Source organism: Streptomyces sp. NPDC048566, assembly GCF_043199735.1.
In the GTDB taxonomy this organism is placed as follows: Bacteria; Actinomycetota; Actinomycetes; order Streptomycetales; family Streptomycetaceae; genus Streptomyces.
This window is the reverse complement of sequence record NZ_JBICWL010000006.1, coordinates 87071-104071: the sequence shown is the minus strand read 5'-3', so window position 1 is coordinate 104071 and position 17001 is coordinate 87071. Positions and strand designations below refer to the sequence as shown.

The following is a 17001-nucleotide window of genomic DNA, read 5'->3' as shown; positions in this document are numbered from 1 at the left end:
CACCGTCGCGGGCCGTGCCGTGCTCAGGAGGAGGTCAGGCTCCGGTCCGTGCGAGCCGCGGGCGCCGGGAGGTCCGGGGCCGGCTCGGAGACGGTGGCCCGCCACAGGGACCGGGCCGCGAGCAGCGAAGCGGCCACCAGCAGGCCGTTGCGGACCACCAGCAGCGTGATGCCCAGCGCGTCGCTGGCCACGACGTCCGCGAAGTAGACCGGGAACTCCAGCACCGTCACGAAGCACGCGACGAGCACCAGGGCGGAGGGTGGCGCCATCCTGCTCGACCGCGAGCACAGGCAGACCGCGGCGAGACCGACCAGCCACACCAGGTACTGCGGGCTGATGACCCTGCTCGTCGCGGTGAACATCAGGACGGCCGTGAACGCCGCGTCCGCGAGTGTGTGCGGCGGGAACCGGCGGGCGCTCAGCCGCCACACCAGCAGCCAGCCGAAGGCGAGCGCCGTCAGCGCCAGCGCCGCCGTGCTCACCGTGTCGACGTGCGGACCGAGGAACTCCACCGAGCCGTAGTTGAGCAGCACCTGCCCGTCCCAGCCGTGGTGCCGGGCCACGTGGAAGACCAGGGAGCCGAGCGACTCGACCTCCGTGCCGCGGTCGCGCTGGAAGGCCAGGAAGGCGAAGGCGCCCGGCATCGTCACCAGGAACACCGCGGCCGTGACCGCCGCCGTCACCGCCGCCGACACCCAGGTCCGCCGCCGCACGGCACCGACGAGCAGCAGCACCGGCCACACCTTGACCAGCGCGCCGAACGCCACGAGCGCTCCCGCCACCCGCGGACGGCGCGCCCCGGCCAGCAGCGCCGCCACCGCGACGGCCGTCACCATGATGTCGTAGCGGGAGTACACCGTCGGGCCGAGCAGCGGCACGCCGACCACCCACACCCAGACGCCGCGCCGCCCGGCGCCCGGCCGCGAGGCCGCGTACAGCAGCAGCGCCAGCACCAGCAGGTCCGCGACGAAGGCGAGCACGAAGAAGGCGTGCGGGTAGTCCAGGAACGGCAGCAGGCCCGGGGAGAGGATCGCGAGGGCGGCGGCCGGCGGATACTGCCAGGTGACGTCGTCGCGGGGGAAGGAACCGTGGCGCAGGACGTCGTACCAGCCCTGGTAGATGACCGACACGTCGCTCGTGACGTCCGGGCCGGGGAAGACCCACACCTTCGTGACGAAGAGCAGCAGCAGCACCCGGGTCAGCGCCCAGACGCCGAGCAGCGCGGTCACGCCGAACGCGGCCCTCGCCCGGCCGGGACCCGTCCCCGTCATGCCCACCTGGTCCTCTTCGTCCGCGATTGCTGCGCGCCGCCGCCGCGCCGGAGGAGCGGGGCCGGCCGGCGGGCGAGCCGTCCGGCGCCGCCGTGCCGACCAGTGAGTATAGGTTCGATAGTGTCGAACACGATGCACAAGACCCTGATCGTGACGAACGACTTCCCGCCGCGCCCGGGCGGCATCCAGGCCTTCCTGCACAACATGGCGCTGCGCCTGGACCCCGAGCGGCTCGTCGTCTACGCCTCGACGTGGAAGCGCGGCCGCGAGGGCGCGGAGGCGACCGCCGCGTTCGACGCCGAACAGCCCTTCACCGTGGTGCGGGACCGCGCCACGATGCTGCTGCCGACCCCGCGCGTCACCCGCCGCGCCGCGGGCCTGCTGCGCGAACACGGCTGCACCTCCGTCTGGTTCGGGGCAGCCGCCCCGCTCGGCCTGATGGCACCCGCCCTGCGCCGGGCCGGAGCGCGCCGGCTGGTGGCGACCACCCACGGGCACGAGGCCGGCTGGGCCCAGCTGCCCGTCGCCCGCACCCTGCTGCGCCGCGTCGGCGAGTCCACCGACACCGTCACCTACCTCGGCGAGTACACGCGCTCCCGGATCGCCGCCGCGCTGACGCCGGCGGCCGCCGCCCGCATGGTCCAGCTGCCGCCCGGCGTCGACGAGGGGACCTTCCACCCCGCGTCCGGCGGCGACGCGGTCCGTGCCCGGCTGGGCCTGTCGGACCGTCCGGTCGTGGTCTGCGTGTCCCGGCTCGTGCCGCGCAAGGGCCAGGACACCCTGGTCCGCGCGATGCCGAAGGTGCTGGCGGAGCACCCCCGGGCCGTGCTGCTGATCGTCGGCGGCGGCCCCTACGACAAGGACCTGCGCTCCCTCGCCCGGGCCACCGGGGTGGCCGGGGCGGTCCGGTTCACCGGGGCGGTGCCCTGGTCGGAGCTGCCCGCGCACTACGGCGCCGGGGACGTCTTCGCGATGCCGTGCCGCACCCGCCGCGGCGGACTCGACGTGGAGGGGCTCGGCATCGTGTACCTGGAGGCGTCGGCGACCGGGCTTCCGGTGGTGGCCGGAGACTCCGGCGGCGCGCCCGACGCCGTCCTCGACGGCGAGACCGGCTGGGTCGTCCACGGCGGCTCGGCCGAGGAGACCGCCGACCGCCTCGTCACGCTGCTCGGCGACCCCGGACTCCGGCGCCGCATGGGGGAGCGGGGCCGCGCCTGGGTCGAGGAGAAGTGGCGCTGGGACCTGCTGGCCGAGCGTTTGAGGGAACTCCTCTGAACCACGCCCGTACATGCGGCCCCGGGCGGCCGCGACCGTCCCCGCCCCGGCGCCGGGGCGCGGGAACGGTCCGAGCGGCCGGCGAGCGCGTGTTCGCCGGCTGAGCGGCGTGCGCCGCCGCGGCGGGTTCCGGCAGCCGGGCCGGGCCCGGTACGCGCGGCGTGGCGTGGGGGAGAGGCCCTGGTGACGGGCGCGGGGAACGGCGGGGCGGCCACGTGCGGGCGCTCCGGCGTCGGCATGCTCGCGCTCGGCCGCGGCCCGGTCGGCGGTCGCCCACTGCCGCCCGGCCCGGCCGGGCGGGACGGCCCGGCCCGCGGGGAACGGGCGGTCCAAGCGGCGGGGCGGCCGGGGCTCGGGCGCCGGCGTGCGGGGGCCGCCGGCGCGGCACGGACCCGACGGGGCCCGCACCGGACCCCGCCGCCGGGGGCGTCAGGCCCGGTAGAGCGCCTCGATCTCGGCGGCGTAGTCCTTGGCCACCACGTTCCGCTTCAGCTTCAGCGAGGGCGTCAGATGGCCCGACTCCTCGGTGAACTGGTGCGCGAGGATGCGGAACTTGCGCACGGACTCCGCCTTGGACACCGCGGCGTTGCCGTCGTCCACCGCGTCCTGGACGGCGGCGAGCAGGTCCGGGTCCTCGCGCAGCGTCGCCGCGGTCGAACTCACCGGCTTCCCGTGCTCCTCGGCCCAGCGGACCAGGAACTCCTCGTCGACCGTGACCAGCGCGCCGACGAACGGGCGCCCGTCGCCGACGACCATGCACTCGGCGACCAGCGCGTGCGCGCGGATGCGGTCCTCGATCACGGCCGGTGCGACGTTCTTGCCGCCGGCCGTGACGATGATCTCCTTCTTCCGGCCGGTGATGCTGAGGTAGCCGTCCTCGTCGAGGGTGCCGATGTCACCGGTGTGGAACCAGCCGTCGGCCAGCGCCTCGGCGGTCGCGCCCTCGTTGTTCCAGTACTCCTTGAACAGGTGGTCGCCGTGCAGCAGCACCTCGCCGTCGTCGGCGATGCGGATCACGGAGCCGGGCAGCGGCTGGCCGACCGTGCCGATCTTGGTGCGGTCCCACGGGTTGAAGGCCGTGGCCGCGCAGGACTCGGTGAGGCCGTAGCCCTCCAGGACGGTGAAGCCGATGCCGCGGAAGAAGTGGCCGAGCCGCTCGCCCAGCGGGGCGCCGCCGGAGATCGCGTACTCGCCGCGCCCGCCGAGGACCGCCCGCAGCTTGCTGTAGACGAGCTTGTCGAACGTCCGGTACTTGATCTTCAGGCCGAGCGACGGTCCCGAGGGGGTGTCCAGGGCGCGGCTGTACGCGATGGCGGTGTCGGCGGCCTTGTCGAAGATCTTGCCCTTGCCGTCCGCCTGGGCCTTGGCGCGCGCCGAGTTGTAGACCTTCTCGAAGACGCGCGGCACACCGAGGATGAGCGTGGGCCGGAACGCGGCGAGCTCGTCGGTCAGGTTCTTGATGTCCGGCACGCAGCCCAGCTTGATCGGCGCCATCATCGGCGCGATCTGCACCAGCCGTCCGAAGACGTGGGCCAGCGGCAGGAAGAGCAGGACGGAGCACTCGCCGGTGCGGAACAGCGGACGCAGCCGCTCGACGATGTTGCCGCACTCGGCGAAGAAGGCGCGGTGGGTGAGGACGCAGCCCTTGGGCCGGCCGGTCGTGCCGGAGGTGTAGACGATGGTCGCCGGGTCGTCGGCCTTGGCGAGCGAGCTGCGCTCCTCGACCGTGGCGTCGCCGACGTCCGCGCCGAGGCGCCCCAGCTCCTCGACCCCGCCCGCCTCGATCTGCCAGACGTGCTTGAGGGCCGGCAGCCGGTCGCGCACCGCGTCGACGGCGGCGGCGTGCGTGGCCAGCTCCACGACGCAGGCGGTCGCGCCCGAGTCGCCGAGGATCCACTGCACCTGCTCGGGGGAACTGGTCTCGTACACCGGCACGGTGATCGCGCCGGCGCTCCAGATCGCGAAGTCGAGCAGCGTCCACTCGTAGCGGGTGCGGGACATCAGGGCGACCCGGTCGCCGGGCCCCACGCCCGACGCGATCAGGCCCTTGGCCGCGGCGCGCACCTCGGCGAGGAAGGTGGTGGCGCTGACGTCCGTCCACGTGCCGCCCACCTTGCGGGCGATGACGGCGACATCGGGATGCTGCGCGGCGTTTCGGCGGACGATGTCGGTGAGATTTCCGTCCGCAGGGACCTCGTACAAGGCCGGAAGGCTGAACTCGCGCAAGACTGCTGCTCCTCATAGGGCGCCGGCGCCACGACTCTGTGTGATGCGACGGTGCGGTCCAAGGCTCGGGCAGGTACTCGGGAATCACTGGTTGAAATCCTGAGTACGACTGGACTGCCCGGACGTTACCCGCCGGTATGGCTTCTTCGACAGGGGGGTCCGACGAGATGTTCCATGCGTCACACATAGGGGCTTTCCTTCGCGCAGAGTAGTCCACGGCCTTCCCGACTAGCCAGTAATCGCAGGTCCGGCCGCCTCTGTTCACGTTTGCCGCACACGCCTACGCTTGATCGTCATGGCACTCACACCGGCCGGAAACCCGAGGACGCGCGTTCACGTGGTCAGCGACGTGCACGGCAACGTGGCGGACCTGGCCCGGGCGGGCGACGGGGCCGACGCCCTGATCTGCCTCGGTGACCTGGTCCTCTTCCTGGACTACGCCGACCACTCGCGCGGCATCTTCCCCGACCTGTTCGGGGTGGAGAACGCCGACCGCATCGTCGAGCTGCGCACCGCCCGCCGCTTCGAGGAGGCCCGCGCCTTCGGCGCCCGGCTGTGGGCGGGCATCGGCACCGAACGGGCCGCGGCCATCGAGGGGGCCGTGCGCAAGCAGTACGCCGAGCTGTTCGCCGCGTTCCCCACCCCGACGTACGCCACCTACGGCAACGTCGACATGCCGGATCTGTGGCCCGAGTACGCCGGGCCGGGGACGACCGTCCTCGACGGGACGCGGGTGGAGATCGGCGGCCGGGTCTTCGGCTTCGTCGGCGGGGGCCTGCGCACACCGATGCGCACCCCCTACGAGATCGGTGACGAGGAGTACGCGGCCAAGATCGAGGCGGTCGGCGAGGTCGACGTGCTCTGCACGCACATCCCGCCGGAGGTTCCCGAGCTGGTGTACGACACCGTCGCGCGCCGCTTCGAACGGGGCTCCCGCGCCCTGCTCGACGCGATCCGGCGCACGCGCCCCCGCTACGCGCTGTTCGGGCACGTCCACCAGCCCCTCGTGCGGCGGATGCGCGTGGGCTCGACGGAATGCGTGAACGTGGGGCACTTCGCGGGGTCGGGGCGCCCCTGGGTGCTGGAGTGGTGAGCCGCCCCGGTGGCGAACGCAGGGCGGGGTGACGGCCACCGGCACGCTGCGCGGTAGCCTTCACGCTGCACGGACGTGCGCACCCACCTCCCTCACCGGACCGCATCTGGAGGAGCCACCGCGATGGCGGAACACACCAGTTCGAGCATCACGATCAAGGCGGCACCGGAGGAGGTCATGGCGGTGATCGCCGACTTCGCCCGCTACCCGGACTGGACGGGTGAGGTGAAGGAGGCCGAGGTGCTGGCGACGGACGACAGGGGCCGCGCCGAGCAGGTCCGGCTGGTCATGGACGCCGGCGCCATCAAGGACGACCAGACCCTCGGGTACACCTGGACCGGCGACCGCGAGGTCTCCTGGACCCTGGTCAAGTCCCAGATGCTCCGCTCGCTGGACGGCTCCTACCTGCTGGCGCCCGTCGGGACCGGGGTGACCGAGGTGACCTACCGCCTCACCGTCGACGTCAAGATCCCGATGCTCGGAATGATCAAGCGCAAGGCCGAGAAGGTCATCATCGACCGCGCCCTGGCCGGCCTGAAGAAGCGCGTCGAGGAGACGGCCTAGCCGCTCCGGCCGCGCGGGCGGCCCGCCTTCCGGCCCCTCGCCTCCCGCACGTCCGCCACCGCCCCGCCCCGACGGCAGACGCGACCGCGCCCTGTGCCGCACCTCTTCCCGCGCCGCGCGGTCTCCCGCCCCGTCCACCGCGGGCGGCGTGAGCCCCCGCCGGACGAGGTGCCCGCGCCGCGCCCGGTGCGCGACGCCGAGCCGGTGCGGCGTCGCCGCCGCGAAGGCGCCCCGGCTCGCGGGCCGAACCGACTCCGCGGCGCGGCAGCCGCGACGGGTGAGCAGGCCGCGCGGCGCCATGTCGTGCTCGTCCCCCGGGCGGGTCCGCGAGGTCGAGCGGGTCCGCGGTGCCCCGGACGCCCGCGCCGCGTACGGCACGGCGTCCCGGACGCGTCCGCGGGGCCCGCCACCCCGGACGCGCCACCGCCACCCCGGACGCGCCACCGCCCGCCGGGCACGTCCGGAGCGGGACGGCGCTCCACGCGGCCCGCACGCGCTCGGCCGACCCCGGCGGGCGGTCGGCCGCAGACCCTGCACCGCCCTCCGGGCCTCGCCCGGGACCGGCGCAGGCCCGCGGCCCGGTAGCGTTCACCCCCATGCGCACCATCCTGATCACCGGCCAGGGCGGCACCGGCCGTACCACCGTCGCCGCGGCCACCGCGCTGAAGGCGGCCCGCGACGGCACCCGCACCCTGGTGCTCACCGCCGACCGGACCGACACCCTCGGCGCCGCCCTCGGCGTGCCCACCGGCCCGGACCCCGTCGAGGCGGCCCCCGGCCTCACCGCCTGGCGCCCCGACGCCGCCGCCCGCTTCCGCGAGGACCTCACCGCGTTCCAGCGGCGCGCCAGCACCGCCCTCGACCTGCTCGGAGCCTCCCGACTGGACGCCGAGGAAGTCACCCCGCTGCCCGGCGCGGAGGAACTCGCCCTGCTCCGGGCGCTGCGCGACGCCGCGCTGTCGGACGCCTACGGCCTCCTCGTCGTGGACCTGCCGCCGGCCCCGCAGGCCCTCGCGCTGCTCTCCCTGCCCGAGGAGCTCCGCCGCTACCTGCGCCGCCTGCTGCCGCCCGAGCGCCAGGCCGCCCGCGCCCTGCGCCCCGTCCTCGGCCGCCTCGCGGGCGTGCCGATGCCCTCCGAGTGGCTGTACGAGACGGCGGCCCGCTGGGACGTCGAGCTCGCCGCCGTGCAGGCCGTTCTCGAGGACCGCGCCACGACCCTGCGGCTGGTCGCCGAGCCGGGGCCGGCCGGCTCCGACGCCGTGCGCACCGCGACCACCGCCCTCGCGCTGCGCGGCCTGCCCGTCGAGACGCTGATCGCGAACCGGGTGCTGCCGGCCGCCACCCAGGACATCTGGCTGGCGGCCCTGGCCGCCCAGCAGCGCAAGACGCTGGAGGAGTGGGCGCAATCCCACGACCCGCGGGAGGTGCCGCACGCCGGGCACGACCCGCGCGGCCCCCACGACCTCGCCGCGCTGCCGGTGCCGGGCGTCAACCCCGCGCCCGACCCCGTCGAGTGGCCCGTGACCGACCGTCTCGCGGACGACGGCGTCCTCGTCTGGAGTATTCCGCTGCCCGGCGCGATACGCGACGACCTCGACCTCGTCCGCCGCGGCGACGAACTCGTCGTCACCGTCGGCCCGTTCCGCCGGATCGTGCCGCTGCCGTCCGCGCTGCGCCGCTGCACCGTGGCGGGCGCGGCCCTGCGGGAGGGGGAGCTGCGCATCCGCTTCGCGCCGGACCCCGCCCTCTGGCCGCGCGGGACGTGACCGCCCGCGCCCCGACGGCGGACGACGGGGCGCGCGCCGGGCGGCGCCCGCGGGGCCCGGCCCGTCGCACCCCGTCCGGTGGCCGGCGCGTGCTCACGGGCCGTGGCCGGCGCCGTCGGGACGGTGAACGGCGTACCGCCGTTCGGGTAACGTCGAAGGTACGCACCCGTAGGCAGGAGTCCGCCATGAGCGAAGAGCGCCCCCCGTCCGACGCCGCCCGGGAGGAGCCGGCCGACGAGGTGCGGGTCGAGGAGACGCGCACGACGGACGACGACGCCTGGGCGACGGCGTGCGCCGAGGACCTGGCCGCCGAACGGGCCCGCCGCCGCGCCCGGCACGGCCCGCCGCCCGGCTCCGCCGCCGACGAACTGCGCAGGCTCCTCGACGCCGTCGCCGGCAAGCTCTCCGGCGCCCGGTCGCCGCTGTTCGAGGCGGTCGCCTCGGGCACCGCGCAGCAGATGGTCGACCAGGTCGTGCGGCAGGCGAAGGCCACGGTGGAGCCGGTGATCGAGCGGAACCCCGACGTCTTCGACCACCTCGCCGCCGCGGGTTCCGAACTGCTGGCCGCCTACCGCTCGGCCGTCGAGACCCAGGAGCGCCGCTGGAGCGGCGGGCGCGGCGGAACCGGGGACGACGAGCCCGGTCCCGGGGAACACATCGACCTGGACTGAGGGCCGCTCGGGTACGGTTGGCCGTAGCGGGGCTCGACCGAAACTGAGGGATTCATGGGACTCACCATCGGCGTCGATATCGGCGGTACGAAGATCGCGGCCGGTGTGGTCGACGAGGAAGGCAGCATCCTCTCGACCCACAAGGTGCCGACTCCCAGCACGCCGCAGGCCATCGTGGACGCCATCGCCTCGGCCGTGGAGGGGGCGCGCGCCGGCCACGACATCGTCGGCGTCGGCATCGGTGCCGCCGGATACGTGAACCGCCAGCGCTCGACGGTCTACTTCGCGCCGAACATCGACTGGCGCCAGGAGCCGCTCAAGGCCGAGGTCGAGCAGCGCGTGGGCCTGCCCGTCGTCGTGGAGAACGACGCGAACGCGGCCGCCTGGGGGGAGTACAGGTTCGGTGCGGGCAAGGGGCACCGCAACGTCATCTGCATCACCCTGGGCACCGGCCTGGGCGGCGGCATCATCATCGGCAACAAGCTGCGCCGCGGGCACTTCGGCGTGGCCGCCGAGTTCGGCCACATCCGGATGGTCCCGGACGGCCTGCTGTGCGGCTGCGGTTCGCAGGGCTGCTGGGAGCAGTACGCCTCCGGACGCGCCCTCGTCCGCTATGCCAAGCAGCGGGCCAACGCCACCCCGGAGGCGGCCGAGGTGCTGCTCGGACTGGGCGACGGCACCCCCGACGGCATCGAGGGCAAGCACATCTCCATGGCGGCCCGGCAGGGCGACGCGGTGGCGGTGGACTCCTACCGCGAGCTGGCCCGTTGGGCCGGCGCCGGTCTCGCCGACCTCGCCTCGCTGTTCGACCCCTCCGCCTTCATCGTCGGCGGCGGTCTGTCGGACGAGGGCGAGCTGGTGCTCGACCCGATCCGCAAGTCGTACAAGCGCTGGCTGGTGGGCGGCAACTGGCGTCCGGTGGCCGACGTGATCGCGGCCCAGCTGGGCAACAAGGCGGGACTGGTCGGCGCGGCCGACCTGGCCCGGGAGCCCGACCCGATCATGTGACGCACACCGCTGCACGACGGCGCCCGCCGGCCCCCCTGGGGCCGGCGGGCGCCGTCGTGCGGACGCCCCCGGGCCCCGCGCTGCCCCGCGAGCCCGCGCACCGCGCTGTCCGCCCGCCGGGTCCGCCCGCAGCGCGTATCTTGATCGCCATGCCGACCAGCCCCACCGCCAGTCCGCTGCCCGCCTCCCGCACCGAACCCGACGGTTCGGCGGTCGTCCGGGTGCTCAGCTACAACATCCGCTCGATGCGCGACGACACCGCCGCGCTCGCCCGTGTGATCACCGCCTGCGCGCCCGACCTCGTCCTGCTCCAGGAGGCCCCGCGCTTCTTCCGGTGGCGCAAGAAGCTCGCCCGCCTGGCCGCGGCCTCCGGCCAGGTCGTCCTGTCCGGCGGGGCGACCGCCTCCGGTCCCGCCCTGCTGTGCTCGCTGCGGGCCACCGTCGAGCGCACCGAGGACGTGCTGCTGCCCCCCGTCCCCGGCCGGCACCGGCGCGGCTTCGCCACCGCGGTCGTCCGGATCGGGGGAGCCCGGCTCGGCGTGCTGAGCTGCCATCTGTCGCTGCACCAGGACGAGCGCAGAGCCCACGGCGGCCTGCTCCTGGACCGGCTCGCGGACCTCGGCACCCCGTACGCCGTCGCGGGCGGCGACCTCAACGAACGGCCGACGGGACCGACCTTCCGGCGCCTCGCGGGCACCCTCCAGGACGGCTGGGCCACCCGCCCCTGGGGAGGGGAGCACACCTGGACGCGGGACGAGCCGGAGCGCCGCATCGACGCGATCTTCGCGACGCCGGGCGTCGAGATCCTCGGCTGCGGGGTGCCCCTCGGCCTACCCGGCGTCAGCGCGCGCGACCTGGGCGCGGCCACGGACCATCTGCCCGTCCTGGCCGCCCTCAGGGTGCCCGCGGCCTAGGAGTCCCGTCCGACCTCTCCCGCCGGTCGCCCGGCGGGCGGCCTCGCGGCGTCGGGTGCGGCGAGAGCGCGTGCGGGGCGGCGCGAGGCGGGCGGGAACCGCCGGACAGGCCCCGGGGACCGTCCCGGGCCGTGCCCGGCGGCGCGGGGCGGGCGCGGTGCCGCGCCCGGGTGGCCCCGGCGACCGCGGTGGCCCGCCGCTCCGGCCCGGCGGCCGTGCCGGGGCCGGTCAGACCACCGCGCCGCGGCCCGGATCGTCGAGGTCGTCCTCGTCGTCCTGCATCCGCATCACCAGCGTGGCGAAGCCGCCGAGGAAGCCGCCGATGCCGAGGGTGGTGAGCCACCAGGTCATGTCCCAGCCGAGCAGCACCGCGAGCAGCAGCAGGACGGGGCCGCCGAGCACGCCGAGCCAGGCGAACTTGGCGGTCGTGTCCGCGGCCGGGAGCGGCGGCGGCTCCGGCGGTACGAAGTGGCCCTCGTCGTCCTCGTCGAAATCGCCGTCGGAGGGCTCGGCGACGGTGTGGTCCCGCGGCCCCGCGCCGGCGCCCACGCCGGGGGCGAAGGCGATCGAGCCGCCGAGCGGTCTGACGGAGGCCGGACCATCCTCGGCGGCGTCCGGAGCCGGCTTCCCGTCCGCGTCGTCGCCCCCCTCCGCGTCGCGCCGTCCGGAGCTGCTCCCGTCCTCCTCGGGGCCGCCGTCCGGCACGGGGTCCGGCAGGGCCAGGTCCTCCACGGGCTTGAACGGCCGGGCGCCCGGCGGGTCCGGCGGCTCCTCGCCGTATCCGCGCACGATCGACCGCCAGGCGGCGTCCTCGTCGAACGGCACGCCCTCCCCGGTGCCGGATCCCCCGTCCGTGCCCGTGCCCGTGCCCGCGGCCTCGGTCCGAGCGTCGCCCGGCGGTTCGCCGAGCGGTCCGGCCGCGGGGTCCGCGTGCCTCTCCCCGAGGCCCTCGCCGCGCGCCCCGTCGAGGGGCTCGCCGACCGGGACGCCCTTCTCCTCGGAATCGCCGCGGTCCGCGTCCTGCTCAGCCACCGGCTGCCGTCCCTTCCTCCTGGTCCACCCGACCCGGTCCGGTCTCCCTGCCCGCCTCGGGAGCGAGGCGGCCGACGAAGGCGTAGCTCTCCTCGAAGATCCGGTCCGCGTCATGGTCCAACGTCGCGACGTGGTAGCTCTGTTCCAGCACCGACTCCGTCAGGTCCGTGGACGACACCCGGCCCAGGATGCGGGCCGAGTCGGCGGGGGAGACCACGTGGTCCCGGAGGCTGTGCAGCAGCAGGAGCGGCTGGGTGACCTGGGGAAGCTCCGCGTCCACGACGGCGCACAGTTTCCGCATCGAGTGCGCGGCGTGCAGCGGGACGCGCGTGTAGCCGATCTCCTCGGAGCCCTCCTTGGCGATGTCGCTCGCGATGCCCTTGGTGGAGGGGACCAGGTGGCGGACGACCGGCAGCGCGCGGGCCGCGAGGCCGTGCACCTTGTTCAGCGGGTTGACGACCACCACACCGGTGATCGCGTCGCCGTGCCGGGCGGCGAGCCGCAGGGCCAGCGCTCCGCCCATGGAGAGTCCGAACACGAAGACCCGCGAGCACCGTTCGCGCAGGGCGCGCAGCTCGCGGTCGAGCTCCGCGTACCAGTCCTGCCAGCCGGTGAGCTGCATGTCCTCCCAGCGGGTGCCGTGCCCGGGCAGCAGGGGCAGCGCGACGGTGAGGCCGCGCTCGGCCAGGAACTCCGCCCACGGGCGGAGCGACTGCGGGGAGCCGGTGAAACCGTGGCAGAGGAGGACGCCGACCTCTCCGCCCTCGTGGCGGAACGGCTCGGCTCCGGGAAGGACCGGCACCTCGGTCTCCTGTTCGTGAGAAGGACGCGTACGACTCCGGGTGTGCTTCACCGTACGCGACGGTACTGACACCGACCAGGGTCGTCGGCGCCTTCGGCAGTGCTCCGGGTTAAGGTCTGATCCACGACACAGGAGGCACGCGGGTGATCTACGGCGCAATGAAGTTTTCCATCGGAGGGTCACTGAAGCTCGCCTTCAGGCCCTGGGTGGAGGGCCTCGAGAACATCCCTGCCGAAGGGGCCGCCATCCTGGCGAGCAATCACCTGTCGTTCTCGGACTCCTTCTTCCTCCCCGCGGTCCTCGACCGCAAGGTCACCTTCATCGCGAAGGCCGAGTACTTCACGACGCCCGGGCTGAAGGGGCGGATGACGGCCGCGTTCTTCAAGGGCGTGGGCCAGCTGCCGGTGGACCGTTCCGGTGCCCGCGGCGCGGGCGAGGCGGCGATCAAGAGCGGCATAGACGTCATCGAGCGCGGCGAGCTGTTCGGCATCTACCCGGAGGGCACCCGGTCGCCGGACGGCCGGCTCTACCGGGGCAAGCCGGGGGGCCTGGCGCGCGTGGCCCTGGCCACCGGCGCGCCGGTCATCCCGGTCGCCATGATCGACACCGAGAAGATCCAGCCGCCGGGCAAGGTGGTGCCCAAGCTGATGCGCCCCGGCATCCGGATCGGCAGGCCGCTGGACTTCAGCCGGTACAACGGCATGGAGCACGACCGCTTCGTGCTGCGCGCGGTGACCGACGAGGTCATGTACGAGATCATGAAGCTCTCCGGCCAGGAGTACGTGGACATCTACGCGACCGCCGCGAAGCGGCAGATCGCGGAGGCGGCCAAGGCCGAGAAGGAAGCCGGCAAGGAGGCCGAGAAGGCCGAGAAGTCCGAGAAGGCCGCCCTCGCGCAGGCGCGCGGGCAGGCGGACGGGACGCCGTAGGGGCCGGGCCGGTGACCGCCCGGCAGGCGCCGGGCGGGGAGCCCGCCGGGACGCGGCGGGCGGTACGGGGCGGGGGCCGCGGGCCGGACGCACGGGGGAGCGCCGGGCCCGAGGACGCCCGGAACGGGGACGGGCGGACGCGTCCGGGCGGCGGTCGCCCGACCGCCGCCGGAGAGACGGGCCGGCCCGGACGCAACGATCCGGTCGCCGCAAGCGTCCGTCGTGACGAGGGCACGGGGGTGGGGCATGGTCAGGCGCGAGAGAGTCATGAGGATGTCGGTCGAGCAGCCGCTGTGGCGCGCCCTGACCGCGTACCGGGTGCTGACCCTGTTCTACGCGGTCGGGCTGTTCGCCACCGCCTACGACCGTTTCCCCCGCCCCGCGGTGGCCGTCGCGTACTACGCGGTGCTGTTCGTCTGGACCCTGGCCACGCTGCCGCGGGTCTCCGGCGCGGCGCGCTGCACCAAGCCGTTCCTCGCCGCCGATCTCACCGTCGCGATCGCCGGCATCCTGCTCACCCGCGTCGCCGACGCGGGTGAGCGCATCGACGCGGGCGGTCCCACGCTCCCGTCGATCTGGACCGCCGGCGCCGTCCTGGCGTTCGCGATCAAGGGCGGCTGGCGGTGGGCGGCGTTCGCCTCCACGCTCGTCGCCGCCGCCAACCTCGCCGAGCGCGGCGCCCCGACCCGCGACACCGTGCACAACGTGATCCTCGTCTGGGTCGCCTCGATCGCCATCGGGTACGTCGTCGAGGTGGCCCGTGCCTCCGAGCGCACCCTCGCCCGCGCGCTGGAGATCGAGGCCGCCACCCGCGAACGCGAACGGCTCGCCCGCGACATCCACGACGGCGTGCTCCAGGTCCTCGCCATGGTGCAGCGGCGGGGCAGCGCGCTGGGCGGGGAGGCCGCCGAACTGGGCCGGCTGGCCGGGGAGCAGGAGGTCGCGCTGCGCACCCTGGTCTCCGGCGGCATGGTGCCCCTCTCCCGGGTCTCGCAGGACGCCGCTGACGGCGCTCTCGTCCGGGCCGTCGACGAACCCGGCGACCCCGGCGGCGCCGACGCGGGCCCGGTCGACCTGCGCCGCCTGCTCGCTCCCTACGCCACCGCGCGCGTGACGTTCTCGGAGCCCGGTGCCCCGGTGCCGCTCGCCCCCGCCGCCGCACGCGAACTGGCCGCGGCCGTCGGCGCCGCCCTGGACAACGTCCGCCGGCACGTCGGCCCGGACGCCCGCGCGTGGATCCTGGTCGAGGACGAACCGGACGAGATCGTCGTGACCGTGCGCGACGAAGGGCCCGGCATCCCGGAGGGCCGGCTCGACCAGGCCGAGGGCGAGGGCCGGCTCGGCGTGGCGCTGTCGATCCGCGGCCGGCTGCGCGACCTGGGCGGCACGGCCGAGCTGCTCTCGGTGCCGGGGCAGGGCACGGAGGTCGAGCTGACGGTACCGAAGGCCGCGCAGGGGAAGGCGGACGCACGATGACGGACACGAGGGGACTGCGATGACGGACGGCACGGCGGCGGAGCGGGGGACCGGCGAGGGGCCGGTGAGGGTCATGGTGGTGGACGACCACCCGATGTGGCGGGACGCGGTGGCCCGGGACCTCCAGGCCGCCGGATGCGAGGTGGTGGCCACCGCGGGCGACGGCGAGCAGGCCGTGCGCCGTGCGCTCGCCGCCGCGCCCGACGTCCTCGTTCTCGACCTGAACCTGCCCGCGAAGCCCGGCGTCCAGGTCTGCCGGGAACTCGTGGGCACCGTGCCCGGCCTGCGCGTCCTGGTCCTGTCGGCCAGCGGCGAGCACGCCGACGTGCTGGAGGCGGTGAAGTCGGGCGCCACCGGCTACCTCCTGAAGTCGGCGTCCACGCAGGAGCTGACCGACGCGGTGCGCCGGACGGCCGCCGGGGACCCCGTGTTCACGCCGGGGCTCGCGGGCCTGGTCCTCGGCGAGTACCGGCGCCTGGCCGCCGAACCGGCCGCCGCCGCGGGCTCGGACGAGCCGCGCGCCCCGCGCCTGACCGACCGCGAGACGGAGGTGCTGCGGCTGGTCGCCAAGGGCCTGAGCTACAAGCAGATCGCCGAGCGCCTGGTCATCTCGCACCGCACGGTCCAGAACCATGTGCAGAACACCCTGGGCAAGCTCCAGCTCCACAACCGCGTCGAGCTCGTCCGCTACGCCATCGAGCGCGGGCTGGACGACGCCTGAACCGCCCGGCACCCACCCGATGTGCTCCTTCGGGTGATCCACGCTGATCAACTACCGGAAAATGCGCTGGAATTGACCATCCGCACCATCCCGGAGTGACGTGGATCACTATTAGCGTGAGTCCGACAGCCCATCGGCGAAGGGACTTTCCATGCGGGTCGGAGTACTGACCGGAGGCGGCGACTGCCCCGGACTCAACGCCGTCATCCGGGGCATCGTCCGCAAGGGCGTACAGGAGTACGGCTACGACTTCGTCGGCTTCCGGGACGGCTGGCGGGGGCCGCTGGAGGACGACACGGTCCGGCTGGACATCCCCGCCGTCCGGGGCATCCTGCCGCGCGGCGGCACCATCCTCGGGTCCTCGCGCACCAACCCCTTCCAGCAGGACGACGGCGTCCGCCGGATCAAGGAGAACCTCGCCAAGCAGGAGGTCGACGCGCTGATCGTGATCGGCGGCGAGGACACCCTCGGTGTCGCCGCCCGGCTCGGCGACGCGCACGGCGTCGCCGTCGTCGGCGTGCCGAAGACCATAGACAACGACCTGTCCGCCACCGACTACACCTTCGGCTTCGACACGGCGGTCGGCATCGCGACCGAGGCCATCGACCGCCTCCACACCACGGCCGAGTCGCACATGCGGGTACTGGTCTGCGAGGTGATGGGCCGTCATGCCGGCTGGATCGCCGTGCACGCCGGCCTGGCCGGCGGCGCGAACGTCGTGCTCATCCCCGAGCAGCGCTTCGACGTCGACCAGGTGTGCGCCTGGGTGACCTCCCGCTTCCGGGCCTCCTACGCGCCGATCGTGGTCGTCGCGGAGGGCGCCATGCCCAAGGACGGCGAGATGGTCCTCAAGGACGGCACGCTGGACTCGTTCGGGCACGTGCGGCTCTCCGGCGTCGGCGAGTGGCTGGCCAAGGAGATCGAGCGGCGCACCGGCAAGGAGGCCCGCACCACCGTTCTCGGCCACGTCCAGCGCGGCGGGACGCCCAGCGCCTTCGACCGCTGGCTCGCCACCCGCTTCGGCCTGCACGCGATCGAGGCCGTCCGGGACGGCGACTTCGGCAGGATGGTCGCCCTGCGCGGCACGGACGTCGTCCGGGTCCCCATCGCGGAGGCCACCGCCCGTCTGAAGACGGTCGACCCGAGGCTGTACGAGGAGATCGGCGTCTTCTTCGGCTGACGCCTTCCACCCGCGGGCGCCGCGCACGGTCCCGGCGACGGCTCGCAGGGGCGCCGCCCGCCCCGGCGGCGCC

Annotated in this window: 15 protein-coding genes; 11 read left to right on the top strand and 4 right to left on the bottom strand. The window is 74.7% G+C overall.

What is annotated here, in order from left to right:
• Nucleotides 1-23 precede the first annotated feature (23 nt).
• Nucleotides 24-1271, bottom strand: coding sequence for a glycosyltransferase 87 family protein (locus ACGFS9_RS12915; RefSeq protein ID WP_393252778.1), 1248 nt, complete (start codon nt 1269-1271; stop codon nt 24-26).
• A 132-nt stretch (nt 1272-1403) separates the two neighbouring features.
• Here ACGFS9_RS12915 and ACGFS9_RS12910 point away from each other — a divergent pair, with 132 nt between their 5' ends.
• The gene (locus ACGFS9_RS12910) at nt 1404-2546 is read left to right on the top strand and encodes a glycosyltransferase family 4 protein (protein WP_393252776.1); all 1143 of its coding nucleotides are present in this window, start codon (nt 1404-1406) and stop codon (nt 2544-2546) included.
• A 429-nt stretch (nt 2547-2975) separates the two neighbouring features.
• On the opposite strand, the gene ACGFS9_RS12905 is transcribed toward ACGFS9_RS12910, so the two are convergent.
• Nucleotides 2976-4772 carry an AMP-dependent synthetase/ligase gene (locus tag ACGFS9_RS12905; RefSeq protein WP_393252775.1) on the bottom strand — a complete coding sequence of 599 codons (1797 nt, stop codon included), beginning with the start codon at nt 4770-4772 and terminating at the stop codon, nt 2976-2978.
• Between the two features lie 295 nt (nt 4773-5067).
• Here ACGFS9_RS12905 and ACGFS9_RS12900 point away from each other — a divergent pair, with 295 nt between their 5' ends.
• From ACGFS9_RS12900 to ACGFS9_RS12875, 6 genes are all read left to right on the top strand, one after another.
• Nucleotides 5068-5865, top strand: coding sequence for a metallophosphoesterase (locus ACGFS9_RS12900; protein ID WP_393252773.1), 798 nt, complete (start codon nt 5068-5070; stop codon nt 5863-5865).
• A gap of 123 nt (nt 5866-5988) precedes the next feature.
• Complete coding sequence (locus ACGFS9_RS12895) at nt 5989-6429, top strand: SRPBCC family protein (RefSeq protein ID WP_393252771.1); 441 nt, start codon at nt 5989-5991, stop codon at nt 6427-6429.
• A 596-nt stretch (nt 6430-7025) separates the two neighbouring features.
• Nucleotides 7026-8195 (top strand): ArsA family ATPase, encoded by a 1170-nt coding sequence (locus tag ACGFS9_RS12890; RefSeq protein ID WP_393252770.1) that lies wholly within the window; start codon nt 7026-7028, stop codon nt 8193-8195.
• Between the two features lie 185 nt (nt 8196-8380).
• Entirely contained in the window at nt 8381-8866 is a 486-nt protein-coding gene (locus ACGFS9_RS12885; protein ID WP_393252769.1) for a DUF5304 domain-containing protein, read from the top strand.
• Between the two features lie 54 nt (nt 8867-8920).
• Nucleotides 8921-9874 carry an ROK family glucokinase gene (locus ACGFS9_RS12880; RefSeq protein WP_393252768.1) on the top strand — a complete coding sequence of 318 codons (954 nt, stop codon included), beginning with the start codon at nt 8921-8923 and terminating at the stop codon, nt 9872-9874.
• A 149-nt stretch (nt 9875-10023) separates the two neighbouring features.
• Nucleotides 10024-10788 (top strand): endonuclease/exonuclease/phosphatase family protein, encoded by a 765-nt coding sequence (locus ACGFS9_RS12875; protein ID WP_393252766.1) that lies wholly within the window; start codon nt 10024-10026, stop codon nt 10786-10788.
• Between the two features lie 228 nt (nt 10789-11016).
• Here ACGFS9_RS12875 and ACGFS9_RS12870 read toward each other — a convergent pair whose 3' ends face one another.
• Nucleotides 11017-11820, bottom strand: coding sequence for a hypothetical protein (locus tag ACGFS9_RS12870; protein WP_393252765.1), 804 nt, complete (start codon nt 11818-11820; stop codon nt 11017-11019).
• Nucleotides 11813-12622, bottom strand: a complete 810-nt coding sequence (locus ACGFS9_RS12865; RefSeq protein ID WP_393252764.1) for an alpha/beta hydrolase — start codon at nt 12620-12622, stop codon at nt 11813-11815. The genes ACGFS9_RS12870 and ACGFS9_RS12865 overlap by 8 nt, the downstream gene beginning before the upstream one ends.
• Nucleotides 12623-12780: 158 nt before the next feature.
• Between ACGFS9_RS12865 and ACGFS9_RS12860 the strand changes: the two genes are divergently transcribed.
• The 4 genes from ACGFS9_RS12860 to ACGFS9_RS12845 all read left to right on the top strand — a co-directional run bounded on the left by ACGFS9_RS12860 (nt 12781) and on the right by ACGFS9_RS12845 (nt 16928).
• On the top strand, nt 12781-13551 hold the full coding sequence (locus ACGFS9_RS12860; protein WP_393252763.1) for a lysophospholipid acyltransferase family protein: 771 nt from the start codon (nt 12781-12783) through the stop codon (nt 13549-13551).
• 246 nt (nt 13552-13797) lie between these two features.
• Nucleotides 13798-15027 carry a MacS family sensor histidine kinase gene (gene macS, locus ACGFS9_RS12855; RefSeq protein ID WP_393252761.1) on the top strand — a complete coding sequence of 410 codons (1230 nt, stop codon included), beginning with the start codon at nt 13798-13800 and terminating at the stop codon, nt 15025-15027.
• Between the two features lie 19 nt (nt 15028-15046).
• A complete protein-coding gene (locus tag ACGFS9_RS12850) occupies nt 15047-15748 on the top strand; it encodes a response regulator (RefSeq protein WP_393252759.1) in 702 nt (233 codons plus the stop codon).
• Between the two features lie 151 nt (nt 15749-15899).
• A complete protein-coding gene (locus tag ACGFS9_RS12845; protein ID WP_393252758.1) occupies nt 15900-16928 on the top strand; it encodes a 6-phosphofructokinase in 1029 nt (342 codons plus the stop codon).
• The last annotated feature ends 73 nt before the right edge of the window (nt 16929-17001 follow it).